Origin of the sequence: Niallia sp. FSL R7-0648 (assembly GCF_038007005.1) — a bacterium.
GTDB classification, from domain to species: Bacteria; Bacillota; Bacilli; order Bacillales; family Cytobacillaceae; genus Niallia; species Niallia circulans.
Window position 1 is genome coordinate 1794187 of the sequence record NZ_JBBOWE010000001.1, and the last position, 25062, is coordinate 1819248.

24 protein-coding genes and 1 pseudogene are annotated in these 25062 nt (G+C 34.2%); 19 read left to right on the plus strand and 6 right to left on the minus strand.

Translation table 11 applies throughout. From position 1 onward, the window contains the following. The first annotated feature begins 17 nt into the window (after nt 1–17). Nucleotides 18–536, plus strand: coding sequence for a GNAT family N-acetyltransferase (locus tag NSQ89_RS08575; protein ID WP_095257387.1), 519 nt, complete (start codon nt 18–20; stop codon nt 534–536). Nucleotides 537–607: 71 nt separating this feature from the next. Here NSQ89_RS08575 and NSQ89_RS08580 read toward each other — a convergent pair whose 3' ends face one another. After that, nucleotides 608–1738, minus strand: coding sequence for an IscS subfamily cysteine desulfurase (locus NSQ89_RS08580; RefSeq protein WP_144581364.1), 1131 nt, complete (start codon nt 1736–1738; stop codon nt 608–610). A gap of 137 nt (nt 1739–1875) precedes the next feature. Here NSQ89_RS08580 and nadB point away from each other — a divergent pair, with 137 nt between their 5' ends. The 7 genes from nadB (at nt 1876) to NSQ89_RS08615 (ending at nt 9699) form a co-directional block, all read left to right on the plus strand. Further along, nucleotides 1876–3483: an L-aspartate oxidase gene (gene nadB / locus NSQ89_RS08585; protein WP_095257385.1), complete on the plus strand. Its 1608-nt coding sequence runs from the start codon at nt 1876–1878 to the stop codon at nt 3481–3483. Beyond that, the gene (gene nadC, locus NSQ89_RS08590; RefSeq protein WP_095257384.1) at nt 3425–4261 is read left to right on the plus strand and encodes a carboxylating nicotinate-nucleotide diphosphorylase; all 837 of its coding nucleotides are present in this window, start codon (nt 3425–3427) and stop codon (nt 4259–4261) included. Before nadB ends, nadC begins: the two co-directional genes overlap by 59 nt. 21 nt (nt 4262–4282) lie before the next feature. Further along, entirely contained in the window at nt 4283–5386 is a 1104-nt protein-coding gene (gene nadA, locus NSQ89_RS08595; RefSeq protein WP_341132488.1) for a quinolinate synthase NadA, read from the plus strand. Nucleotides 5387–5559: 173 nt separating this feature from the next. Then, the gene (locus NSQ89_RS08600; protein ID WP_251687180.1) at nt 5560–7020 is read left to right on the plus strand and encodes an RNA polymerase sigma factor; all 1461 of its coding nucleotides are present in this window, start codon (nt 5560–5562) and stop codon (nt 7018–7020) included. A gap of 802 nt (nt 7021–7822) precedes the next feature. Continuing rightward, a complete protein-coding gene (gene miaA, locus NSQ89_RS08605) occupies nt 7823–8779 on the plus strand; it encodes a tRNA (adenosine(37)-N6)-dimethylallyltransferase MiaA (protein WP_047944760.1) in 957 nt (318 codons plus the stop codon). A 27-nt stretch (nt 8780–8806) separates the two neighbouring features. Next, nucleotides 8807–9046 (plus strand): RNA chaperone Hfq, encoded by a 240-nt coding sequence (hfq, locus tag NSQ89_RS08610; RefSeq protein ID WP_031538267.1) that lies wholly within the window; start codon nt 8807–8809, stop codon nt 9044–9046. 182 nt (nt 9047–9228) lie between these two features. Further along, on the plus strand, nt 9229–9699 hold the full coding sequence (locus tag NSQ89_RS08615; RefSeq protein WP_167555750.1) for a DMP19 family protein: 471 nt from the start codon (nt 9229–9231) through the stop codon (nt 9697–9699). 72 nt (nt 9700–9771) lie between these two features. Here NSQ89_RS08615 and NSQ89_RS08620 read toward each other — a convergent pair whose 3' ends face one another. After that, nucleotides 9772–10098 carry a hypothetical protein gene (locus tag NSQ89_RS08620; protein ID WP_047944747.1) on the minus strand — a complete coding sequence of 109 codons (327 nt, stop codon included), beginning with the start codon at nt 10096–10098 and terminating at the stop codon, nt 9772–9774. A gap of 273 nt (nt 10099–10371) precedes the next feature. Here NSQ89_RS08620 and spoVK point away from each other — a divergent pair, with 273 nt between their 5' ends. The 6 genes from spoVK (at nt 10372) to NSQ89_RS08650 (ending at nt 17781) form a co-directional block, all read left to right on the plus strand. Next, nucleotides 10372–11325: a stage V sporulation protein K gene (gene spoVK, locus NSQ89_RS08625; protein ID WP_047944749.1), complete on the plus strand. Its 954-nt coding sequence runs from the start codon at nt 10372–10374 to the stop codon at nt 11323–11325. Nucleotides 11326–11482: 157 nt separating this feature from the next. Continuing rightward, a complete protein-coding gene (hflX, locus tag NSQ89_RS08630) occupies nt 11483–12778 on the plus strand; it encodes a GTPase HflX (RefSeq protein ID WP_047944751.1) in 1296 nt (431 codons plus the stop codon). Beyond that, a complete protein-coding gene (locus NSQ89_RS08635; RefSeq protein WP_144545853.1) occupies nt 12779–14047 on the plus strand; it encodes a methionine gamma-lyase family protein in 1269 nt (422 codons plus the stop codon). 110 nt (nt 14048–14157) lie between these two features. After that, nucleotides 14158–14577 (plus strand): MerR family transcriptional regulator, encoded by a 420-nt coding sequence (locus tag NSQ89_RS08640; RefSeq protein ID WP_016204997.1) that lies wholly within the window; start codon nt 14158–14160, stop codon nt 14575–14577. A 33-nt stretch (nt 14578–14610) separates the two neighbouring features. Continuing rightward, nucleotides 14611–15948, plus strand: coding sequence for a type I glutamate--ammonia ligase (gene glnA, locus NSQ89_RS08645; protein ID WP_047944753.1), 1338 nt, complete (start codon nt 14611–14613; stop codon nt 15946–15948). Nucleotides 15949–16809: 861 nt separating this feature from the next. Continuing rightward, complete coding sequence (locus NSQ89_RS08650; RefSeq protein ID WP_061798987.1) at nt 16810–17781, plus strand: coiled-coil domain-containing protein; 972 nt, start codon at nt 16810–16812, stop codon at nt 17779–17781. 434 nt (nt 17782–18215) lie between these two features. Here the strand turns inward: NSQ89_RS08650 and NSQ89_RS08655 are convergent, their stop codons facing one another. Next, nucleotides 18216–18758 (minus strand): ferritin family protein, encoded by a 543-nt coding sequence (locus tag NSQ89_RS08655; protein ID WP_432806537.1) that lies wholly within the window; start codon nt 18756–18758, stop codon nt 18216–18218. A gap of 1228 nt (nt 18759–19986) precedes the next feature. Here NSQ89_RS08655 and NSQ89_RS08660 point away from each other — a divergent pair. Both NSQ89_RS08660 and NSQ89_RS08665 read left to right on the plus strand, forming a co-directional pair. Then, a complete protein-coding gene (locus NSQ89_RS08660; protein ID WP_161798419.1) occupies nt 19987–20142 on the plus strand; it encodes a hypothetical protein in 156 nt (51 codons plus the stop codon). Between the two features lie 471 nt (nt 20143–20613). Next, nucleotides 20614–21225, plus strand: a complete 612-nt coding sequence (locus NSQ89_RS08665) for an undecaprenyl-diphosphatase (protein ID WP_341133152.1) — start codon at nt 20614–20616, stop codon at nt 21223–21225. A gap of 154 nt (nt 21226–21379) precedes the next feature. Here NSQ89_RS08665 and NSQ89_RS08670 read toward each other — a convergent pair whose 3' ends face one another. Together NSQ89_RS08670 and sda are read right to left on the minus strand one after the other, a co-directional pair. Continuing rightward, entirely contained in the window at nt 21380–21910 is a 531-nt protein-coding gene (locus NSQ89_RS08670; RefSeq protein WP_047944835.1) for a GNAT family N-acetyltransferase, read from the minus strand. A gap of 572 nt (nt 21911–22482) precedes the next feature. Then, nucleotides 22483–22584, minus strand: a pseudogene (sda, locus tag NSQ89_RS25365) (sporulation histidine kinase inhibitor Sda); the annotation flags it as partial. Nucleotides 22585–22886: 302 nt separating this feature from the next. On the opposite strand from sda, the gene NSQ89_RS08675 reads away from it, so the two are divergent. Continuing rightward, on the plus strand, nt 22887–23024 hold the full coding sequence (locus tag NSQ89_RS08675; protein WP_156485423.1) for a hypothetical protein: 138 nt from the start codon (nt 22887–22889) through the stop codon (nt 23022–23024). Between the two features lie 89 nt (nt 23025–23113). On the opposite strand, the gene NSQ89_RS08680 is transcribed toward NSQ89_RS08675, so the two are convergent. Beyond that, entirely contained in the window at nt 23114–23704 is a 591-nt protein-coding gene (locus tag NSQ89_RS08680; protein ID WP_047944834.1) for a hypothetical protein, read from the minus strand. A gap of 370 nt (nt 23705–24074) precedes the next feature. Between NSQ89_RS08680 and NSQ89_RS08685 the strand changes: the two genes are divergently transcribed. Both NSQ89_RS08685 and NSQ89_RS08690 read left to right on the plus strand, forming a co-directional pair. Continuing rightward, nucleotides 24075–24302, plus strand: coding sequence for a hypothetical protein (locus tag NSQ89_RS08685; RefSeq protein ID WP_047944833.1), 228 nt, complete (start codon nt 24075–24077; stop codon nt 24300–24302). A 314-nt stretch (nt 24303–24616) separates the two neighbouring features. After that, nucleotides 24617–24838 (plus strand): WYL domain-containing protein, encoded by a 222-nt coding sequence (locus NSQ89_RS08690; RefSeq protein WP_047944832.1) that lies wholly within the window; start codon nt 24617–24619, stop codon nt 24836–24838. Nucleotides 24839–25062: the final 224 nt, after the last annotated feature.

Sequence of the window (25062 nt, forward strand, 5' to 3'; positions counted from 1 at the left end):
AGGAGAGCAGGTATTCTATGGAGACTTATATTGAAAAATGTACAATCGCTGATATACATAAACTGCAAGATATTAGCTTGGAAACTTTTGATGAGACTTTCAGGAATCAAAATTCACCAGAAAATATGAAAGATTATTTGGAAAAAGCTTTTAACTTAGAGCAACTGAAAAAGGAATTGTCCAATCTCTCTTCACAATTCTATTTTGTCTATTTAAATAAAGAACTAGCTGGATATTTAAAGATAAATAGGATGGACGCACAATCTGAACAAATGGGAGAAGACTCACTAGAAATAGAAAGAATCTATATAAAAGGGAAATTTCAAAAACATGGTCTTGGACAAGTTCTAATGAATAAAGCTATTGATATTGCTAAGAAGGAATCCAAAAAAAAAATCTGGCTTGGTGTATGGGAAAAAAATAAAAAAGCCATTAGATTCTATCAAAAGTTTGGTTTTGTTCAGACTGGTGCTCACTCTTTTTATATGGGGAATGAAGAACAATCTGACTATATCATGACAAAGATTCTTTCTTAATTCTGAAGAAATAATTTCGTTAAGCAATGGAAAGCCTAACATATCAGGGGGTATGGCTTTCCATTAAAAGGTTACTTAGGAAGTGAACTCTTTATTGCAAGTTGTTTAATCGTATTGGCCAAATCCCTTACATCATCTTCCTTGGTGTCTTTGCCCATCGATATCCGAACAAACTCTTTTGCCTCTTGAACTGCTAATCCAAATGCCTCCATTGTTTTGGAAGGGGCTTGTTTTCCGACCTGGCACGCACTCCCAGTTGAAATGGCAAATCCACGACGATTGCATTCAAGCATTAGCCATTGACCTTCTATCCCTTTAGCTCGTAATCCGATAATTCCTGGATATTGATCCGTGCATTCAAAAATAGTAACGGATTCTTTCGGAATCATCTTCGTAAATAATTTTCGGAACTTAGAAAGCTTCGTTTCGTTTTTCGAAATTGTAGAACATGCCTTTTGGGCAGCGACAGTCATACTTGCAATCCCAGCTGTGTTAACTGTGCCAGAGCGAAAGCCATTTTCGTGGCTGCCATTTAATACTATTGGAATCCAAGGAACATTCGGATTAATATAGGCAATACCGACGCCTTTTGGTCCATAAAATTTATGGCTTGAGAGGGATAATGCATCGACATAAGGGGTTACTTCTTTAACCTCTATTTTTCCAAAACTTTGCACCATATCACTATGAAAAAGGATGTGGTATCTTTTACAAATCGTGCTGATTTCTTTTATAGGCTGGATTGCACCAATCTCAGAATTTACATGTTGGATAGAAACAAGCACGGTATCAGGACGAATTGTTTCTTCTAGTAACCGAGTATCGATTAAGCCAGTTTTTGATAATGGCAAATATGTAATTTCATAGCCTTTGTCAGCTAAGACATGCATCGCACTATGTATAGAAGCATGCTCTGCTGTTGATGTAATTAGGTGTTTTCCTTCCTTTTTTGTTCCCATTAGTAAGCTGTGCAAAATAAGAAAATTACTTTCTGTACCGCCGCTTGTGAAGTATATGCCATTTTTATCTACGTTTATTAATCTTCCCCATTCATCACGGCAATTCTCTACGATTCTACTAGCTGTATCTCCCATATCATGAAGACTATTCGAATTCCCAAAGTATTTACAAGCAACCTCGACATAAGTAGAAGCAGCATCGGGATCTAAAGAAGTAGTTGCTGCATAGTCAAAATATTTCATCAAAAATTCCTCCAAAAAGATCAGTAGTTTACAGGATTCAGATTCAAAGCTAAAAGTCTTTCCAAAAAACCCTTGCCATAATTTTAAATCTATGTAAATATAGGTGTCAAGACACTTGTAAAATAGGATGGTGAAAAATGGCCATAGATGTATTGATTATCGGTAGTGGAATCGCTAGCTTGCAGCTAGCTAAAAAGCTTTCAACTGACTTCAATGTGATTATTCTCACAAAATCTAATATCGAAATCAGCAATTCTTATTTAGCTCAAGGTGGAATTGCTGCAAGCATGGGAGATTCAGATGATTATAGAAAGCACGCACTTGATACTTTAGAAGCTGGACGCTTTCACAATAATCCTGAAGTAGTAGCGGAAATTACAAATGCAGCACCCTTCTTAATAAATGATTTACGGCAGGGTGGATGCGCATTTGATGAGGATATGGCAGGAAATCTTGCATTAGGAATGGAGGGTGCTCATTCGGAAAACAGAATAGTTCACAGTGGCGGCGATACTACGGGAAAACAACTGATGCAGTATTTAGTGAAAACGAAGACTAATAATATTAAAATCATTGAAAATGTTTTTGTCTATGAATTAATGGTAAATACTAATACTAAACAATGCTTTGGCGCAAAAGGGATTTTAGCAGATGGCACGCGAACAGAATTTTATAGCGCTCATACTGTTATTGCAACAGGAGGCTGTGGAAATCTTTACACCTATGCGAGTAGTGCTTCCACCATTATGGGAGATGGAATTGCGCTTGCTTATTTAGCTGGGGCAAATATTAGCGATATGGAGTTTATACAATTTCATCCTACCCTGCTTTATGTCAACGGAAAAACGATTGGACTGATTTCAGAAGCTGTCAGAGGAGATGGAGCAAGATTAGTTACAGCTTCTGGTGAGTACGTGATGGAACATGTCCATCCATATAAAGACTTAGCGCCACGGCATATCGTCTCCCAAACAATTTATCAGTATTTATCAAGTGGGGAACCAGTTTATTTAGATATTTCAATGATTGCAAATTTCCAAGAAAGATTTCCTACGATTGCAAATATGTGTCGAGAAGCGGGCATTGATTTGCAGAAAGGGTTGCTTCCGGTTGCGCCAGGGAGTCATTTTTTAATGGGAGGAATTGATACAGACCTGCATGGAAGAACAAATATCAATAATCTTTATGCAATTGGTGAGGCAGCTTGTACAGGTTTTCATGGAGCGAACCGTTTAGCCAGCAATTCTCTCTTAGAGGGTTTATATATGGGGAAAAGCCTTGCGACACTCCTTCAAAAAAAAACAAAAATAAAAGCGAAAATGTTTCAATGCAAAACCGAAGAAAAGAAGGCAAATTTCTTTCCGATTTTGCCAGAAAGAGGAGAGATTCAGAATCGAATGATGGAGTATGCAGGCATTGTCCGTAATGGAATCCACTTACAGATGCATCTTGAATGGCTTGAAGGTTTCGGAATAACCAATCTGGAACAGATCTCTTTAGAAAATAAGTCAGTCGAGGAGATAGAAAAGTACTTTATGCTTTTAACTGCTTTTCTAATTACAAAATCTGCGTTGGAAAGAAAAGAAAGCAGAGGGGGCCACTTTCGTTCTGATTATCCTATGGAAAAGAATGAATGGATGAAGAAAAAGGTCTGTATGAATCGAGAACAAACAAAGGAGAATCAAAATGAACCAATTAAAATTGCAGAAACTACTGGAAGCATTTTTTATAGAAGATATCGGTGAACGTGATGTGACAACAGATGCGATTTTTCCACAAGAGCAGCAAGGAGAAATCGTATTTTTAGCGAAAGATAATGGAGTTTTTTGCGGGGAAGAGATTATTCAGGCAGGATTCCAGGTTTTAAATCCTGCCACAGAAGTCAGAATGCTTATCCATGATGGCGACCGAATGGAAGCAGGTCAAAAATTGGCGACAGTAAAAGGAAAGATTCGTGATTTATTAAAAGGAGAGCGAGTTACTTTAAATCTTGTCCAAAGAATGAGTGGTATCGCCACAAAAACACGTGAAGCAGTAGAAACATTAAATAGTGGCTATACAAAAATAAGTGATACAAGAAAAACGACCCCAGGATTAAGAATGTTAGAAAAATATGCAGTAACAGTTGGCGGAGGACATAATCATCGCTTTGGATTGTATGATGCGGTGTTGATTAAAGATAATCATATTGCCTTTGCCGGTTCGATCGCTAATGCTGTAAAAGCGGTTAAACAGTCAATTGGCCATATGGTGAAGGTAGAAGTTGAAACGGAAACAAAGGAACAAATGTTTGAAGCTTTAGCTGCTGGCGCTGATGTGATTATGTTTGACAATCGAAAGCCTGAAGAAATCGTGGAGTGGATTACTCATGTACCAGAAACTGTCACAACAGAAGCATCTGGAGGAATTACGTTAGAAAATCTTGCTTCCTATCGAGAGTGTGGAGTGGATTATATTTCATTAGGATTTTTAACCCATTCGGTGAAAGCGTTAGATATTAGTGTGAAAGTAAGCTTTGATTAAAGATAAAAAGGGGAGAGGAAAATGAATCTTTTAGAGGGGCTGCAAGCATCGAATACAATACCAAAGAAATACTTAGCCATGACAAACGCGGAATTAGAAGAGAGAGCTGTTTGTGTAAAGAATCGATTAGGCAAAAAACTATTTATTCCAGGTCATCATTATCAAAAGGATGAAGTCATTCAATTTTCCGATGCTACAGGGGATAGCTTAAAGCTAGCGCAAGTTGCGGCTGAAAATACTGAAGCAGAGTTTATTGTCTTTTGTGGGGTTCATTTCATGGCAGAAACAGCTGATATCCTTACTACAGTGAAGCAGAAAGTCTACTTGCCAGATATGCGGGCGGGCTGCTCGATGGCGGATATGGCCGATATTTATCAGACTAATCGAGCATGGACCAAGCTGCAGGAATTATTCGGAGACACGATCATACCACTAACCTATGTAAATTCAACAGCAGCCATTAAAGCCTTTGTCGGAGAAAATGGGGGAGCAACCGTAACCTCTTCTAATGCTGAAAAAATGGTATCCTGGGCCTTTACAAAAAAGGAAAAATTACTATTTTTACCAGATCAGCATCTTGGAAGAAATACTGCCTATAATTTAGGGGTTCCTTTAGAACAGATGGCCATTTGGGATCCGGCCAAAAATGAACTTGTTTATGAAGGCGTGATAGAAGATATTAAAGTAATACTCTGGAAAGGTCATTGTTCTGTGCATGAAAATTTTACCGTAAACAATGTCAAGCAAGTTAGAAAACAATATCCTTACATGAAAATTATTGTCCATCCAGAGTGCAGCAGAGAAGTTGTCGCGGCAGCTGACTTAGCTGGTTCAACCAATTATATTATTGATGTAATCGAAAATGCAGAACCTGGAAGTGCTTTTGCTATTGGTACGGAAATGAACTTAGTTAATCGGATTATGAAAGAGCACCCGGATAAAGAAATTATTTCCCTTAATCCATATATGTGTGCTTGTTTAACAATGAATCGGATTGATTTGCCTCATTTCGTATGGTGCTTAGAATCAATTGAAGACAATTTTGAAAGGAATCGAATTATTGTCGAAGAGCCTATAGCGTCTAACGCAAAAATAGCATTGGATAGAATGTTGGAATTATCCTAAGTTTTACGCAAAAAACTGCTTTGTAAAATAAAGGCAGTTTTTTGGTGCTTAAGTTTAGATGCCTTTACATATCTCAATAACAAATCCAAGTAAGTTGAATTTTCAAACAGTTGTTAATGACAAGCATTCTATCTTCCTTTAAAATATAGGTAATATATGGAGAATGACGAAAGGTGGAACATACCCTGAATAGACGCCATAGACAATGGAAGAAATATATACAAGCCTATATAAATGAATGGTATCTTCTAGCATTTTTATTAACTGGAAATAGAGCACTAGCAGAACAATTGTTAAATAGAGCGGTAGATCAAGTGAAGGGTAAGTGGTCCTTTCACCATTTTGAGCGTTTATGGGCAAAACCAATAATCAAGGAATATATTAAATACAATCGCACTAATCAATTTTATGAGAAATTCTTAGATTTTAGTACTCTCTTAAATCGATTAGGTTTGCTTGAGGTAAATGCCCGAGTTGCTTTTTTACTAAAGTATTACTACGGTTTTTCTTATAAAAAAATAGCGCGAAATCTACATATCTCTGAGAGAAAAGTGAAAGTAATTATTTATGATGCCATACTTGTATGGACAAATAATGGCAAGTTAATACCGATTGAACAAGTGGAAGCAGTTATAAAAGAAGATATAAAACTCGTGAATAAAAACTTACTGGATTCTTTCCGTTTTGAAGAGAAAAACCAATACATAGAATCAAGCATTAATGGTAAGCGAAAGACACTATTGCTAATCCTTATGATATTTATTTTACTTGCTAATGGATCCATTAATCAAAAAACGTTAGGAAAGACGAGAGTCAGTCTCGGACCGGATATTTATAAAATTTATAAGGAGGGAGGAGTGTTACAGCTAGGAAGGGAGATTCAACAAAAAGGCTATACCGATATTTATACCAATCCAGAAAGGGAAACTAATATTTTATATGTCCAATTTAGCACAGCAGAGAGTTTAGAAAAGAAAGAAGAGGTAACAATGTTCATCGAATCTTATTTAAAGGATAGGGACCTAGATTACGAAATAAAGTATGAAGAGATGAACCAATTGAATGAAGTAGAACTAGAACAAACAGATGAACAAAAGGCAGAGAATAAACAGATGGAAATGGAACAAGAAATATTCGAATTACTTGCATCAAATACCTATTATTATAAACAAACCTATTCATCTGGCGAATCAACGGAAATCCTTTTATCTGAATCTATTCCAAAAGAAGAAGAAGCAATGATAAAGGAAGAAATCAAAAATATTATGAAAAAATTTGATAGTGAATGGAATTTCTCAATTGGAAAGGTTAGTGCAGACGTTGTAAAAATCGAAAAAGCAATGTGGGATATTGCTCCAGCTCTTTTGGAAGCCTATATATTTAAGGAGGAAAAATATAAAGTATATGATGTGTATCCAACATATGAAGATGAGCAATTGAAATTCGATATATTTACAGAATTAGCCTTCACAACAGATGAAGATCGAGCGAAAAACATCGAAACTGCCAAAGAGTTAAAAAGATCTATACAAATCTTTTTCCAACATGAAGACATTCAGAAACTCTTTAACCATGCTCCCTATATTATAAAAATCTATGGAGATAATAGAAAAGAAGTAGAATTAGATGCTTGACACAAAATAGTTAGGGAGGGGATCTTATTGAATAAATTGAGAAACTTTAAGCAATTAATTTTGTAGAATTGGAAGTTTATGTTGGTGTATTGGACGAAGCATGTAAGAATGAAAAAACAAGATATCCTACATCGTTCAATTGGGGAGGAGGAAGAAGCTTATTAAGTATTTACAGAAGCCAAATAAAAGGATAAAACTTTTTCCAGAGAATTTTTCTGAAAATGGGAATTAACAGAATCTGATTATATCTTTTCCCAACACCATTGAACTTGTAACAGAACAGACTGATATAAAGAGAGTATAGTCAATCTTAAAAAAGTATAATTATAGAGTTCCTTTGACAGTTTCCAATTATCATAAAGAAAGAGTCGAACGTAATAAAAGATGGTTAAATATAACTCCTTGTTTGGAGGAAGGATTCTTATGAGGAGTAAATTTTCATATAGAAAGATGTAGTATCGATTCCTCAGAGAAAGAAAATAGCTATTGAAATATATACATTTTTTGTAGTGGAGGATAAAGAATTAAGAAAGATGCTGCTCAAGAGATTATACGTTCCATCAATCAATTTTTTCATAGCGAAGAAATAAACCAAATGATACATAACAATCCATATAATATAACTGTTTATTTAGAAGAGAAGAAAAAAATAAAGATTGATTGATAAAATTCTGTATATTTCATAAAGGATTGGTAATAATGCTTACAGGTTAAACTGCACGGAGGAATGTGATAAAATAATAATAATAGCTTATATATGATATGGCTAAATGTTGGCAAAAGGCAGTTGAATCATTTGATAATTAAGGAAAAAGTTGTGGTGCTAATTGGACCTACTGCTGTAGGAAAGACCAATCTTAGCGTTAAACTGGCGAAAAAATACGACGGAGAAATCATTAGCGGAGATTCCATGCAAATATATAAGGGGATGGATATTGCGACAGCAAAAATTTCTCCCGAAGAAATGCAGGGGGTTCCGCACCATTTAATTGATATTGTAGAACCAGACGAGAGTTTTTCCGTCGCCCAATTTCAGGAGCTTGTGCGCAAAAAAATAACAGAGATTACAGCAAGAGGAAAGTTGCCGTTTATTGTTGGCGGAACTGGGTTGTATATTCAAGCGGTTTTATATGATTATCAGTTTCAGGAAACAGCTTCAGATCCAGCTTTTCGGATGAAACTGGAAGAAATGGCACAGAGAGAAGGAAGCTTAAGGATTCATGACAGATTGAAGGAAATAGATCCTGAGGCTGCAGCTGCTATCCACCACCATAATGTACGACGTGTAATTAGAGCACTCGAGGTCTTTCATGTTACTGGCAGAAAAATGTCTGAAATCCAAAAAGAGCAGAAGCAAGAGGCGCTCTATGATGCTGCATTAATTGGTCTGACAATGGATAGAGAAATTCTTTATGAGCGAATTAACAAAAGAGTCGATCAAATGCTTGATAATGGATTGTTAGAGGAAGTGGAGCATTTTTATCATCAGGGCATAAGAGACTGTCAGTCCATTCAGGCAATCGGCTATAAGGAAATCTATAAGTATTACGATGGACTTCTAAGCTTAAATGAATCGATTGAAGAGTTAAAACAAAATTCAAGAAGATATGCCAAAAGGCAATTAACTTGGTTTCGCAATAAAATGAATGTACAATGGTATGATATGACAGATACCGTCAAAACAAATGACATTACAAAAAAAATACAGGAAATTTCGTCTTATTTAGAAGGAATGCTAGAGATTAAATCGAATACATAATAGTAGAGAGAAAAGAGGAGGATTTTCATGAAGCAATCAGTTAATATTCAAGATCAATTTTTAAATCAATTACGTAAGGATGGCACAAACGTAACGGTATTCTTATTAAACGGATTCCAAATACGTGGATTTATAAAAGGTTTCGATAATTTCACTGTATTATTTGAATCAGAAGGTAAGCAGCAGTTAGTTTATAAGCATGCGATTTCTACGTTTGCCCCACAAAAAAATGTACAGATTGATTTAGAAGGCACACAAGTTCAGTAAAAAAGATATTATAGGACAATTCAAATTCCTATTGTTTCATTCAAGTCAAAGAAAGGAATACATAGGCATTTACAAGGAAATGAATATGGAATAGCTTAATGAGAAACAGACTAGATCAAATATAGGTTTAGTCTGTTTTTTATTGATGTATCTATAATATATGACTAAAGGGAGAGATATCATTGTTACAGAAAATAAAAAAAACTGAATTAATGAATAATCATGATATTTGGAATGTAATGGTGTCTATAATGGCAGAATATAATTTTCCAGCAGAAAATGAAACGGCCAATAAGGTATATATGGTTTACAATTATTATTCGGAAATGGAAAGCGGAGGACATGAAGGATTATTCCATTGGTTTTCTTGGTATATAGAAGAGGTCGGTGGACACCAATACTTTGCAGAACTGATAAGAATATTGAAAGACATAAACGCTGATGCTTATGCGTTAATCGAAGAAAAGTATGGAGAGAAATTATGGAATCTTTTTCAAGCATTAGAAAATGGAGAAATACCTGAAGAAGCATTCTATTCGTTAAATACAAAGGCTGATGAGGAATATAATCAGCTTTCTGGTAAACTAGAAGATTTATTAGAGAATTATTTTGTGGATATATACCGTGAATTAATCGAGGTTATGGAAGATTAAAGATAGGCTGAATCCATTGTAAAAGTCACCATCAGTGGAAAGGAAGGAAGCGCCCGCTGATGGAGATTTTGCTTATATATGAAAAAGAATATATTGGTTGTCTTTTAACCTAGTAATAGTGCTGTTTGTATCTCTTTCAAATTCCTTCAAACGATCCTCCATGCTCTTACCACTATTGTCTCTATAAATATCTTCTCGAACATAATGAGGAAAGATAGCTCTATCAGTTAACCCCCAAGCCCTGAAGTTACTCCATTTCATTCTATATAATTCTGGTGAGAAATGATGCACCTCTTGATACAAGGTCCTAAAATAACTGCTCTGATTTTGTACGGATAAGAATTCAGCTTTAATTGTATCGGTAAAAAAACCGTTTGAAGTTAAAAATATGCTAGCCATTTAATCTCCTTTATCATTTAACATAATATTTGAAATATTTCTTTATTTTAGCATAATAACCTTCTCCATATATGGACTCACCAGAAGTCTCCTCGAAAGGACTTAAAAAATAATCTAAAATAGTTTAATGAATAGCAAAGGTTCTGAATATACATTAACAATGGGGAATAGTAGCAAACAGTATGAATCGATGTAAATGCTTATAAATAGTCATAAATAATGCTTTTGATGGGCAAGTGTTTGAGCGTTTTGTTTTAAGAGGAGGTGTGGCTTTTGGAGCATCCAATCCGGATGAAGAATAATGGACAGATCAGCGTAGTAATCAATTCACAGAAAAAGAAGGTTCTTCCAAAGGAAAAGCCAGAAGCTGAGTCAATCCCCAGAAATGTTCCGAGTGAACATGAAGCACTTAGGGAAATTGAAGCGGAATTAGGAAGCCTTGTTGGCATGGATGAAATGAAAAAAATGATAAAAGAGATATACGCATGGATTTATGTAAATAAAAAAAGAGAAGAAAGTGGCCTGAAAACAGGCAAACAAGCATTGCATATGATGTTTAAAGGTAATCCAGGGACTGGAAAAACAACGGTTGCGAGATTGATTGGCAAGCTTTTTCAAAAAATGAATGTCTTATCAAAAGGGCATTTAATTGAAGCCGAGCGTGCTGATTTAGTTGGTGAATATATCGGACATACAGCACAAAAAACAAGGGATCTCGTAAAAAAAGCGATGGGCGGTATTTTATTTATTGATGAAGCCTATTCTTTAGGTCGAGGTGGAGAGAAGGATTTCGGAAAAGAAGCAATTGATACATTAGTCAAGCATATGGAGGATAAACAGCATGACTTTATATTAATATTAGCAGGCTATTCTAGAGAGATGGATTTTTTTCTCTCGTTAAATCCTGGCCTTCACTCCAGGTTCCCGCTAGTCATTGACTTTCCCGATTATACGACAGATCAATTAATGGAAATTGCTGATCGAATGTTAAAAGAAAGGGAATATGCCTTAAGTCATGAGGCAGAAAAAAAACTAAAAGAACATCTTTCATATGTACGAAACGTCCAGCATCCAAAAAGCTTTTCGAATGGCCGCTATATTCGTAATATCATCGAAAAATCGATAAGAGCGCAAGCGATGAGGCTGCTATTAGAAAGCAATTATGATAAATACGAACTTATGACACTAAGAAGTAATGATTTAATGTTAAGCTCCCATGAAAAATAAGGATAGCCGGTTATTCTACAAAGTAGAAATTCTCGTAGAATAGCCTTTTTTCTGTGTTTTTTCAAAAAGGCATTTTTACTAAGACATCTTTTGGGTAACCTTATAAGGAGCAAATAGAAGAAACGCAGTTTGTTTGCTATAATAGATAAAGTTCGACATGGAAAGAAGGTTTACATACTTGAAAGAAACTAAAATAGAAAAAGAAAAAGTAATCCTGGTCGGCTGCGAGACACAAAATGACGCTGCCAGATTTGCATATTCGATGGAAGAACTTGCGAATTTAACGAAAACAGCAAACGGAGTAGTTGTCGCAACGCTGACGCAAATGCGAGAACGAATTCATCCTTCTACATATATTGGCAAAGGAAAAGTAGAAGAGCTAGAAATGCTTGCAGAGGAGTTAGAAGCAGACTTAATCATTTTTAATGATGAGTTATCGCCAAGTCAGGTGCGCAATGTATCTAAAAATTTGGACGCTAGAATTATTGATCGCACACAACTTATTTTAGATATTTTCGCATCCCGAGCAAGATCGAAAGAAGGAAAGCTTCAAGTAGAGCTTGCTCAATTACAATACTTATTACCGCGTTTGGGCGGACAAGGTCTGCAATTATCAAGACTAGGAGCGGGGATTGGGACAAGAGGTCCAGGTGAAACAAAGCTTGAGTCAGATAGAAGGCACATTAGACGAAGAATTGACGATATTAAAACGCAATTAAGTGTGATTGTCGAGCATCGCGATCGCTATCGGGAGAGAAGAAAGAAAAACCGAGCATTCCAAATTGCTTTAGTTGGATATACAAATGCCGGGAAATCGACACTATTTAATCGCCTTTCGGAAGCAGATTCATTTGAAGAAGATATTTTGTTTGCAACTTTAGATCCAATGACACGCAAAATTATACTGCCAAGCGGATTTTCAGCACTGATTACGGATACAGTAGGATTTATTCAAGATTTGCCAACAACATTAGTTGCTGCTTTCCGTTCTACTTTAGAAGAGGTACGAGAAGCAGATTTATTGCTTCACGTTGTGGATAGCTCTAATGAGGAATATTATCAGCATGAGGAAACCGTACATAAATTACTTGAAGATTTGGAAATACCCGCAATTCCGCATTTAACGGTCTATAATAAAAAAGATTTAGTGCATCCAAAATTTGTCCCTACATCCAAAACAGAAAGTATTTTAATCAGTGCTTTTAATAAAGAAGATCGGGAACAGCTGAAGCAGACAATTGAACAAATGATGATGGAAAACATGGAATATTATGAAACAACGGTTGAAAGTAATAATGGGAAATTATTGTCGCAGCTAAAAAATGAAACAGTCCTGCGCAGCTTAATTTTTGATGAAGAAACGCAAAACTATTTGTGTAAAGGGTATGCGTTTAAAGAACATGCTATTTTAAACTATAAAAAGTCGATAGAAAAAGAGGAATGGGAGAAATAAATGTATATGCAGTTAACATATGGAACACAGCTAGAATCATTAGTAATGGAAGTGGAACAACAAATAAAGGAAGTACATCAATCAATCGATAAAAGAATTGATTCCAATCAATTTCGTGTCTTAGCAAGCTTTCAAAATCACAAGGTAAGTGAATCACATTTTATTCCGTCCACTGGGTATGGATATGATGATATTGGCCGTGATACATTGGAAAGTATTTATGCAGAAGTATTTGGCGGGGAAGCTGGTTTAGTGAGACCGCAAATTATTTCAGGAACACATGCTATCAGTACAGCGCTATTTGGAATCCTTCGACCAGGCGATGAGCTTCTATATATTACAGGGAAACCGTATGACACATTAGAAGAAATTGTTGGGTTAAGAGGGGAAGGGACAGGGTCACTGCGTGAGTTTAATATCGACTACAACAGTGTTGATTTACTTCCAGATGGACAGCCAGATTATGAAAAAATCGCTGCGTCTATTCATGCAAATACGAAAATGATTGGTATACAGCGTTCAAAGGGCTATGCAACGAGACCTTCCTTTGCCATTGAAGAAATTGAAAAGATGATTGCTTTTGTTAAAGAAATAAAAAGTGATGTGGTTGTATTTGTTGATAATTGCTACGGGGAATTTGTGGAAGATATGGAGCCGTGCCATGTCGGCGCTGATTTAATGGCAGGTTCTTTAATCAAAAACCCTGGTGGGGGAATTGCTAAAACAGGTGGTTACATTGTCGGAAAAGAGGAATTCGTTAAAGCTTGTTCTTATCGCATGACATCTCCAGGTATTGGTGCAGAGGCAGGAGCTTCTCTTTACAGTTTACAAGAAATGTATCAAGGTTTCTTTCTTGCCCCACATGTTGTTGGGCAAAGCTTAAAAGGAGCAATTTTCACAGCAGCTATGCTGGAGAAATTGGGGATGAATTCTTCGCCCAGCTGGAATGCCAAAAGAACAGACCTTATTCAATCTGTTCAATTTGATGATAAAGACAAAATGATTGCTTTTTGCCAAGCGATTCAATATGCTTCGCCGATAAACTCCCACGTAACGGCATATCCTAATTACATGCCAGGATATGAAGATGATGTCATCATGGCAGCTGGGACTTTTATTCAAGGTGCAAGTATTGAATTAACGGCAGATGGACCTATCCGGCCTCCATATGTTGCTTACGTTCAAGGGGGATTAACATACTCGCATGTTAAAATTGCTATATGTATTGCCATTAATCGATTATTAGAACAAAAACTGATTACTATTTGAGTATAACAATCCGTTACATCGGTTGGGAAGAAATTGTAACATTAGTTGACATCTTTTTTCCCCAATCATATAATGAAGGGGATTAAATCATTTTAAAGGAGCCGAATGCCATGTCTGGTAGTCAAATTCGTCGATCGATGCCTCTTTTTCCAATAAGTATTGTCATGCAATTAACAGAGCTATCCGCTCGACAAATTCGTTACTATGAAGAACACGAATTAGTGGCTCCAGCAAGATCGGATGGCAATAGAAGACTTTTTTCATTATCGGATATTGATAAGTTATTGGAGATTAAAGATCTAATTGATCAAGGAGTAAACCTTGCTGGAATTAAACAAATATTCTCTGTTCAAGAAAAACAAGTGCTGACAGATGAAGTAAAGAAAGAAGCAGAAAAAGCACGCAGAGAATTATCGGATGAGGATTTGCGTAAATTATTGCGCAAAGAATTATTAAATGCAGGTCGCTTTAATGATACTCATCGTCCCTCTATGAGACAAGGAGACATGTCTCGTTATTTTCAAAAATAGATAAGAAGAAAAGTAGGGAGTGGAGGAATAGTCGTGGCTAAAAATTACACTAAAGAAGATATCAAAAGGTTTGCAAGTGAAAGTAATGTGAAATTTATCCGTTTACAGTTCACGGATATCCTAGGAACAATCAAAAACGTGGAAATTCCAATTAGTCAGTTAGATAAGGCTTTGGATAATAAAATGATGTTTGATGGTTCTTCTATCGAAGGTTTTGTACGTATAGAAGAATCCGATATGTACCTGTATCCTGATCTAAACACTTGGGTTGTATTCCCATGGACTGCAGAAAAAGGAAAAGTGGCACGTTTGATTTGTGATATTTATAATCCAGATGGAACACCATTTGAAGGAGATCCTCGTAATAATCTTAGAAGAGTCTTGAAAGAGATGGAAGAGCTGGGATTCACTGATTTCAATCTTGGGCCTGAGCCGGAATTTTTCTTATTCAAATTGGATGAAAAAGGCGCACCTTCTTTAGAACTTAATGATAATGGTGGTTACTTCGATTTAGCACCAACAGACTTAGGCGAAAACTGTCGTCGTGATATCGTGTTAGAATTGGAAGAGATGGGCTTTGAAATTGAAGCATCTCACCATGAAGTAGCACCAGGACAGCATGAAATTGACTTTAAATACGCGGATGCAATTACAGCTTGTGATCAAATTCAAACATTTAAATTAGTTGTTAAAACCATTGCTCGTAAGCATGGTCTTCATGCGACATTTATGCCAAAACCATTATTTGGTGTGAATGGTTCAGGTATGCACTGCAACCTTTCTCTATTCAAAAATGGCGAAAATGTTTTCTATGATCCAAAAGGTGAATTAGAATTAAGCGAAACAGCATTGCAATTTATCGCTGGTATTGGTAAACATGCTACTAGCTTTACCGCCATTACTAACCCGACTGTAAACTCATATAAGCGTCTAGTGCCTGGTTACGAAGCACCTTGCTATGTTGCATGGTCTGCTAGAAACCGTTCTCCACTAATGCGTATTCCAGCTTCACGTGGCTTAAGCACTCGTGTAGAAGTACGTAGTGTAGATCCAGCTGCTAACCCATACTTAGCAATGGCAGCTTTATTAAAAGCAGGTTTAGACGGAATCGAAAACCAAATGACTCCTCCTGCTCCAGTAGATCGAAATATCTACATTATGAGCAAAGAAGAAAGAATTGCGGAAGGCATTGTTGATTTACCATCAACATTAGCGCAAGCATTAGATGAGCTAAAGCAAAATGAAACAATGATTGACGCTCTAGGAGAGCATATCTTTGATCATTTTGTAGAAGCAAAAGAGATTGAATGGGATATGTTCCGTGTCCAAGTGCACCCATGGGAGCGCGACCAGTATATGGAAATGTATTAATTAGTAAAAGTCATTTATCTTAAAGGTTTAAGCTAAATTATTTCATGGGTGGAAATGGTTAGTTATTGGTCAGAATAACGAACATCCATAAAACGCCCATGAAATTAAATTTTTCCGAGTACATTATTCATATGATTTTCAAACTTGGATAAAGAATTTTCTTCAATATTTTTAGTTATATGTGAATAGGTATCTACAGTGACTTGGTAGTTTTTATGACCAAGTCTTTTTTGTACATATTATATAGTTGCCCCAGCTTCTAATAATAAAAATGCATGAGTATCTCTAAGGGCATGAATCGCTATTTGAGGTAATTCGGCTCTTCTCAATATGCTTTCAAGATAATATCACCAGGCTGCATTGTGATGGAAAATGAATCATTACCCAAAAAATAGCGTAGCGTAAATTCATAATTTTTCTGATACTTATAAATTATGTAAAGATGTTTTGCTTTAGGTGAAAAATAATTAGTTTCTATCACGAAGTCCTTTGAGACAAAGAAGTCTGCATTCAATTGCTCTCGAATATTTTTTATAAAAACCTCACTAAATTGTAAATATGACATAAGTATTCTTAACCATCCTTTTATGTAAGATAGTGATAAATACGAAAAGATGAAAAAATGTTTCAATAAAATTTAAAAAATATAAACAATTATTTTCTATTAAGTTTAAATTGTTTGCATTTATACATATTAAATTTATATCATTAAGAAAATATTCAAAGAGAAGCGTTCCTCATTAGGGGGTTTTTTTAGCTTGCTAGGATATGTATTTTTATAGAAAAATATGGTTGATTTTATAGAATGGATATAATATAATACTTTAGTCATAGGTATATATACATAAAGGGGGAGAATTAGTGAAAAACAGAAAAGTATTAATGTTTCTAATGGCATTTGTACTCACATTGGGTACATTTGTTACATTTAGTAGCACTGTAGATGCAGCTTCAAAGTCATCATTAGAAAAGCAAGTTAAAGATTTAAAAGCGGAAAATAGCAAGTTGAAAAAACAAGTCTCTTCAAAAGACAAAGAAATAAAGGATTTAAAATCAAAAGTTTCCAGCAGGGATAAAGAAATAAAAAAACAAAAGGGTAATGTAGCTTCTAAGGATAAAGAAATAAAAAGGTTAAAATCAACTATATCAAGTAAAGATAAAGAAATAAAAAGCCAAAAAGATAAGGTAGCATCTCGTGATAAAGAAATTAAAAGCCTAAAGGCTAAAGTAATTCAACCTCTTGACGCTAAGTTAAGTTATCTTGGTAATACCAAAAGCGGTAATACAACAATATCAAGTAAATCGGTTCCTGTCTTAGTTAACTACAATGGTGTACCTTACGCTCCTGTTCAACTATTAGGTTCAATGTATAATGTTGGTACTTCTTATAATAGTAAAGTGAAAACTTGGTACTTAGGTGAAGGTACAAATGGAGTTTATATGTCTGATGTTTTTGAGGAACCATATCATCAAACTGGTAGCTCATATACCAATGAAGATTGGGCTTTAAAAACAGGAGGGAATAAATATTCCAAAGGTTATGCATTCTATGTTGCAAACGATAACGAGAGCAACGTATATGACTTTAACCTTCAAGGGAAGTACTCATCTATCTCTGGTATGCTAGGTTTACAAGATGGTGGTCAAATTCCTGGCCATATTGCATTTTATGGTGATGGTAAATTAATCAAAGAGTATAACTTTAATGCGGGTGACTTACCAATTAATATGTCTATATCCGTTAAAGGTGTTAAAAAGCTTGAAATTAAAACAGATAGTAAGGCAGTTTGGTATGACAATTATTTTGTTTTGGCTAATATGAAACTAAAATAAAAATATAAAAGCGTTCCTAATTGAACTGTCCCCATTTTATAGACAGTTTAAAAAAGTGCTAAGCAGCAATTAGATGGTCCCGGTATTGTACCGGGGTCATTTTATTTAATCCCCACGGATAACGATAATGGTTATTTTCCACGATTACTCTATCTACTTCACTTTTAACATCTTTTATATTATCTATTATGAGATAAAAAGGAAAGCGTAAAACTTCTGTATTTATATGAACTTTTGCCCACTATTATGAGATAGTATATGTTCCGTGTCCAAGTGCACCCATGGGAGCGCGACCAGTATATGGAAATGTATTAATGATAAAAGCCTTGGTATTTTTATACCAAGGCTTTTTTAGATGGAATAGACGAAATTTTATTAAGACGGAAAATTAAAAGGATAGTTTGCCAATCCAATAAAAAAGCTAGGTGATTATCCTAGCTTACGCGTTTATTTAAAAAATAAAGAAACCAAACTGCATGATTTTGTTCATCATGGGCTGCTCTGATAAATGCTTCTTTAATTTTTAGATTATCAGTTTTGGAGGCAGTCTCTAAGTAAAAATCAACGGTCTCTTGTTCATCTTTAAATGCAAAGTCTATTCCAGCGTTAAACTGATTTGGGCAATTTTCAATCATTTTAGGTTGATGGTTCTTCCCCGTCAATTGTGTATATAAATTCGAAAAAGTTCTGAAGTGTCGCATTTCATCATTTCTAATTTCCGTAATTCTTTCCTTGATTTCTTTTGATGGTGCTAGGTTAATCAGATGCTGGTAACAAGAGATAGCAGAATACTCACCATCAATTGCCTTCTCAATGAATGAATAAGAATTATTTCTAGAATGAGCGTGAAAAGGCGAAGTAAAACCTGGTACACCTGGAACGTAAGATCCTAGAAATTGTGGATAAGGATAAGTAGTTGAATGATAAGGGGGATATTTCAAATTGATAACTCCGTGGGAATAGTGAACATGACACATATTATTCTGACAATGCAAAGGTTGATTCCAAGGACCAGCTTGAAAAAATGTAGTGCCGTGATATATTGGACCGTCAAGCCCTGTAATAACTTCAGAAGACATAGTTTACCTCCTTTTACTTTTAGATATCTTATGTTAATTTGTTCCAGAAAATGTTTGTCTAAAATGAAAATGGGTTTTGTCAGACAGAAGCAGAACAAAAAGAGGCTATTTATGAGATTAATAAGCATCAATGTATTAATTTATTAGAAAATAAAGAATTAGATAAGCAAGCAACCTTTCGTTAGGGCTTTTGTTTGTTAGTTTACTACCTTAACTTGTCTTACTCTCCATTTATAAGTATTATTAGTAAGGTCGGAGAAAGCTAGAATTTGTTTAGGAACACATCCTTCTTTGTGGAAAAAGAAGAAGTGAAATAGATTCAGTTAGGAAATTCAGTATCCTCTTATCCATATAATACTTCTTTATTTTTCCTATATCTAATAATTTGAATGATGATGCTGATTTGTAAAGGAAGTAGCAGCAAATACTACAAGCCAAGATTCACTTTCAGCAAAAACATTAATATTAGAAAAAAGGCAAGGGAAACAGTACATTTGAAAAATGTTAGCAAGGAAAAGGAAGTGTAAGAGCATGAAAAAACTATCAAGTTAAATGGATAGCTTATTTTACCCTATATATAAGACATTCAAGTTGTGTTAAGAAAATAGATTTCGTTTTAGGATCAATTATTTCTATGAGCCCATTTTCATCAAAATCTGAAAAGCAAAAGTGAATTCTACCATTGTATATTACCTTTTGGCGGAACGTTATTATTTTATTCAACAAATCATCCTTTGTTTTTTATTTCAAAAAAAAATAAATTCATGTCCTTAATTAAATAATTGATATATGAAATTTAGTTTTAATGATAGCTTTACCCTAACATAAAAAAAGATTAGAGTATACAAAGACAGCTACTTTCCCAGTATTACATAAGATAACCGAATGAGGTAGCAAAGAAAAATAAAAATGTGAAATGCATATATAATTGTTTTATACAAGAAATCGTATCAATTCCCCACTATCTTTTTAATCGTAACATACTGCAGCTTCCCCATTAATTGCGAGCACCTTTTGGAATCAACCTTAAAAAATAGGTAAGAAGATTTATGTCGAAAAATGACGAAATATATAGATTGTCCATTAATTTCTTTTCTTTAATAATGAAAGGGAGGGAGGTGCAAAGATGGAGTTAAAAACTACTGGAAGAAATAAGTACGATATGATTATGGAGTTAATAGCCTTACATGTGAAACAGGCAGATTTTTTTGGAGATGATGTAAGGCCAGAAGAAATTGAAGAATTATTTAAAAAATATTCAGAAATAGTAAATAGGATTTAAAGTATAAAAAGCATCCAGGGGATGCTTTTTACATGCAAAGAAACTCCAAAGAGGATTTTATACCACTTTCTAGATTTTTGCAGTTCCTCCATGTGGATTGAGGACAATTTCAGTCATCAATAAAAATATGTAGCTTTTCTGTTGTCTTCTCATGAGACAGATCACCTTGGTGTCTATATGCTTATATTCGATCCTTTATGACTTGGTATTTTTATAATCAAGTCTTTTTTATTATATGTAATACTTGCTGTGTTTCATTCAAAGGAGGAAAAAGATCAATCTGCAGCTGGAAAATAATGTCCTTTGTTTACTCTCTTTTGAATAATTCAGTATAAATCAAACATAATTGTCACACTTAAATTACAGTACTGTTCGTTTATAAAGCACAATGTTATCTAATTTGAAGGAGAAAATTTATATATTACCTTAAATTAAAGTCATAGTATATCAAAAGAGAGGATTATGGTAGATATGATTTTTTCAGAGGTTAATATTCATTTATTTAGGTACATTAATGATTTAGGAAAGCAATACACTTTTTTGAATATACCGATGATATTCATTGCCGAGTATATGGTTTATTGCTTAGCTATTGTAACTTTGATGCTTTGGTTCAATAGCAAGAAGAAAAATAGGATGATGGTATTTTGCGCCATGGTTAGTTTCATATTTGCAGAAATTGGAGGGAAAATAGCTGGAATACTACATTCAAATTATCAACCTTTTGAAGAGTTATTACATGTAAATAAATTGATTGAAAAGGCTGTGGATAATTCTTTTCCAAGCGATCATACAATTTTATTTTTTTCCATTTGTCTATCCTTTTATTTATTTAAAAGAGGGCTTTGGTTGATATGGGTTATGCTTGCTTTTATTGTCGGGGTATCGCGTATATGGGTAGGTGTTCATTATCCAATGGATGTTTTGGTAGGGGCAATCATTGCGGCAATGTCATCCGTTTTAGTATATGTGACTTTACCAAAATTAAAGTTGACTAATCAATTTTTAGCCTATTATGAGGATGTGGAACAACGGCTTACTAGGAAATTTTCTTCAAAAAATAAAAGTTCAAGGGATATATAACGGTTGTTACAGTAATAATATGGGAAGAAAATAAAGTAAGCCTCTTTTTAGGGGCCATTGCTTATTGGCTAAAAGAAGTTTGAAAGCAGAAGAAACATAAATGATCCTTCAAAAGCTGAGCATGATATATCACTCTGCTTTTGAAGGAATTTGATTAATCTGTAGCTAAAAGTGAATACAACCTAAGATCAATAAAACGATTCTTAGCCTTTTCCGCTTTTCTTAAAGTTCCTTCGTAAGTGAAAGATAATTTTTCTATAAGTTTGATTGAATTAATATTATCAGGTTCAATTTTAGCTTCTATTCTATTTAGGTGTAAATCAGTAAAAGCAGATTGAATTAAACATGAAATTGCTTCTTTGGCATATCCTTGTCCCCAATAGAGTTTGCTTAATTCGTATCCTATTTCCGCTTTCTCATTCTCAAAATCAATAAAATTAAAGCCGCAAGAGCCGATAATTTGGTTTGATTCCAGCTCAATGATGGCGTAGCGAATTGCTTTATCTTCCTTTGATAGCTCATCTAAGAAAAAAATCATTTCTTTAGCTTGACTTTCCTCTGTGAAACTGTCGATATTCATAAATTTTGTCACTTCAGGATCCGACCAAATCGGAAATAAACTAGTTGAATCTGAGGCTCTCATTTTTCTTAATAATAGTCTTGTAGTGTGTAATTCTGTAATCAATATTTTTCCCTCCATTTTATAAAGTTTAGTTTGGGGTTATATATTGATATCTGTGCATAATTCAGTCCCTTCATATGAATCTTTTTTTATTATAACAAGACTGTTATGAGAAAGAAATAAAAGTATAAAAACTATATTTATTGAAAGAAGTACATTGGTATTTGGAAAAGGATAAGACGTTAATGAGGGTGGAGGCTGATAGGATTAACAGCTGAATAAGTTATCATTTGATGAATGGTAATACTGCTAATGAAAGAGAAAAAAGAGCTTGGACAAAAGCGGAAGAGGTCTACGGTTCCAAAGTATTTTCATGGTAGCGTTGTGTATTCAGCCAGCGGATGATTTCAACGCACTTTCTCTTTTGTATGGTTGGAATCATTGTGCCAGTCTCAAGGGAGAGCCCCTTATTTGCCGTTATATCCCTCCTTTTTATTATTATCACATTATTCTGTTATTTTATCCGATATTTGCTTCATTTTATTAAATACACAAATCTTTACAAATTAAGATTGGAGAGAAAGGAAGATAATAAAAAATGATACTTCTTATTAAAGTAAGTACCATTCATCTTTTTAAAGTTTAGTGAGGTCTTTTTTTGTGATTTCATTTTTTAATATTTTTACAAATTCATTTGATAATTTAAGTTTTACAGCAGAATAGTATGCAGTAAATAAGTTATCCTTACTTCATTTTCTTAACGGTTCCATCCTTGCAATCTCCTTTAATTGGTAATTTTCGTATATTCATCCGAATTAGAGCAATATAAACTAATTATAAGGGAAATCAAGAAACTACATTTAAGTAAAGGCGGTTCTGCTGATTTCTTTATAAAGTTGTCTTTTTTATGGTTTACTTTATAGAAAAATTATTAATAGCACAATCATTTGTCTCACCTTTTCATATTATATAGGGAAAGGACAAGCAATTAAAATAATTGATTGCTTGGAGGTATTTTTTTAATAAAGGGGTGAAATTTATGCCATTTACAATTTTCGGTGTTGATTTAACTGTTACTATTTTAAATATTCCTTTTAATGCAGAATATAGTATCACTATTGGTAAACACCACAAAGAAAAACATCACCATCATCATCATGATGCTGTAAAAGCATAATAGTTTAAGGAGACTATTAATATGGTCTGTGTATAGTCTCTTTGTCTACCAAGAAGAGTACAAAGGGAAGTAATCACAAGAGCAGCGGATTAGTCCGCTGCTTCATTTGGTACTAAATTTAAAAAACGGGCAAATGCAAGGAGCGTATATTGTCGTTTACTATACATATCATCTATTAGTTTGCAGAAGTTTTTATAAGCGAATTCTTCTTTTGCTTTTTTCTGTTTTTCTCCAAGACTTTGCAATGATTTACTAAGCTTTTCCGCTTCTATACGGTATGCCTTTTCCTTCTGTTCATATTCCTCGATTTTTGCTTTGATATTTTCTGGGATATAGCCTTCTGGAATAAGGAGTGAAACCAGTGCTTTTATTTTTGGTATTTCCAGTTGATTGGCTAAATAGGTACGGTGATTCCCGTCTGAAGCAACAGTATATTTCCCATTCGGAAGCCTATATAAATGTAAATCGGCAGGACATTCATCATGCCAGCCCTTTTGTTCCAGTGAATTTCGAAGATCTTTAATTTTATCGCTGTTCTTTACTTGGTTAACGGGTGTAGAAAGTCCGATAATGTCATTTGGAGATACAGATATGACACCATAATCAACCGTAACATAAGGTTTATAAGGTTTCACTACTTGATCAAAGAGCATCCATCGTTTTCTAAATAATTTAATCAATGGAAACACCTCCTAATTAAAGCTATTTTAACTAGAGGTAGTCTCATGACAATAAAATCATAATAATTATTTCCGGCTCTAGACAAACCTCTAAATATTAGAAATAGGCGTTTATTATTCCATTATAAAAGGGAGTAAGTTTCAAAAATTTGTTTAGTACAATGGTATAATAAATTAGATAGATAATAAGTAAATAAGAGGAAATTAGAAATTATATAATTAGTTTTGTAAACGGTATCACAGGAAAGAGAAACGGCTATTCTTTTCTTTGTTAGAAAACCTTGTTCTCATGAAAACAAGTAATAAATCGTATTATCTATCATATAGTACGAGTGTAATCATGGAAAAAGAGGAGGTGCTTTTTACATATATGAGTGGATTAGTGTTTTTTCAATTAGCTGCTGCATTATTAGCAGCAGTAATATTTTCATTTTTACCTATCTTAATCTTTTTAATAGTTGTCCTATTTTCAAAACTGAAAGGGGTTACTTTGTCTGGGAAGTTTGCAAATAGCTATTTGTTAATCAGCACACTTTTTTGCTTAATTATTTTGTTCTCATTTAGTATTCCGACAGTCTTACATTATATTGGAAAATAAGCTATATTTTATGGAATAAGCGTTCGATGTAAATTAACTTCTTAAGAAAGAAGGGTAAATTCTTTGGGAGTTTATTAATAAATATTAAGCGCCTTCATTTTGAAAAATATAAAAAACATACAACATGATTTTGCTTTATCTTATTCTTTGTTATGTGGAAAGTTGGTTGTCTTCATTAAAATGAGTTTCTAACAGTAAAGATAATACAATGTTCGCTGGAAGAGTAAAAAGTTTATTAATAAGAACATTCGTTCGTAAATAACTTGATTAAGAACAAATGTTCTTGTATAATAAGAAAGAAGGAGGAGTTAACGATGGTAAAGCAATTAGAAAAAGCGCGGAAAGAAAAAAGACCAATTGAGATTATCTATGTGAAAAAGGATAATGCTGTCTCCCAGCGTACGATTCTGGTGTATGGAGTCACAGACACATACATAAAGGCCTATTGTCTAAAAAAGAAGCAGCCACGCATTTTCAAGTTGGATTCCATCTTAGCAGCCTCCTTTGTTAAAAAGACATATCCATTGTATGCTTAGAAGCTTTCTCTTGAGGAGATTGCTTTTTATTTTATGAACTAGATAAAAATGAATTTTGGGCATGGATGTAGGAGCCAGTAAAGATATTTCAGCTTTGTATCGTTCTGTCTATAAAAATGGGTATCTATTATATTAGATTGTGAAACTATAAGCTTTTGCTCTAATTAGTGGATCATAAGCTTTGTTTGCTAATATTATAAAATGCTCCGATTTCTATGTGTTTG

Coding starts and splice junctions, on each gene's coding strand:
- NSQ89_RS08640 (WP_016204997.1), top strand. CDS start 14,158: ATGTCTGGTAGTCAAATTCGTCGATCGATGCCTCTTTTTCCAATAAGT.
- NSQ89_RS08575 (WP_095257387.1), top strand. CDS start 18: ATGGAGACTTATATTGAAAAATGTACAATCGCTGATATACATAAACTG.
- hfq (WP_031538267.1), top strand. CDS start 8,807: ATGAAGCAATCAGTTAATATTCAAGATCAATTTTTAAATCAATTACGT.
- nadB (WP_095257385.1), top strand. CDS start 1,876: ATGGCCATAGATGTATTGATTATCGGTAGTGGAATCGCTAGCTTGCAG.
- NSQ89_RS08580 (WP_144581364.1), bottom strand. CDS start 1,738: ATGAAATATTTTGACTATGCAGCAACTACTTCTTTAGATCCCGATGCT.
- NSQ89_RS08635 (WP_144545853.1), top strand. CDS start 12,779: ATGTATATGCAGTTAACATATGGAACACAGCTAGAATCATTAGTAATG.
- NSQ89_RS08620 (WP_047944747.1), bottom strand. CDS start 10,098: ATGGCTAGCATATTTTTAACTTCAAACGGTTTTTTTACCGATACAATT.
- NSQ89_RS08655 (WP_432806537.1), bottom strand. CDS start 18,758: ATGTGTCATGTTCACTATTCCCACGGAGTTATCAATTTGAAATATCCC.
- hflX (WP_047944751.1), top strand. CDS start 11,483: ATGGAAAGAAGGTTTACATACTTGAAAGAAACTAAAATAGAAAAAGAA.
- nadC (WP_095257384.1), top strand. CDS start 3,425: ATGAACCAATTAAAATTGCAGAAACTACTGGAAGCATTTTTTATAGAA.
- NSQ89_RS08665 (WP_341133152.1), top strand. CDS start 20,614: ATGATTTTTTCAGAGGTTAATATTCATTTATTTAGGTACATTAATGAT.
- NSQ89_RS08675 (WP_156485423.1), top strand. CDS start 22,887: ATGCCATTTACAATTTTCGGTGTTGATTTAACTGTTACTATTTTAAAT.
- NSQ89_RS08660 (WP_161798419.1), top strand. CDS start 19,987: ATGGAGTTAAAAACTACTGGAAGAAATAAGTACGATATGATTATGGAG.
- NSQ89_RS08690 (WP_047944832.1), top strand. CDS start 24,617: ATGGTAAAGCAATTAGAAAAAGCGCGGAAAGAAAAAAGACCAATTGAG.
- NSQ89_RS08685 (WP_047944833.1), top strand. CDS start 24,075: ATGAGTGGATTAGTGTTTTTTCAATTAGCTGCTGCATTATTAGCAGCA.
- nadA (WP_341132488.1), top strand. CDS start 4,283: ATGAATCTTTTAGAGGGGCTGCAAGCATCGAATACAATACCAAAGAAA.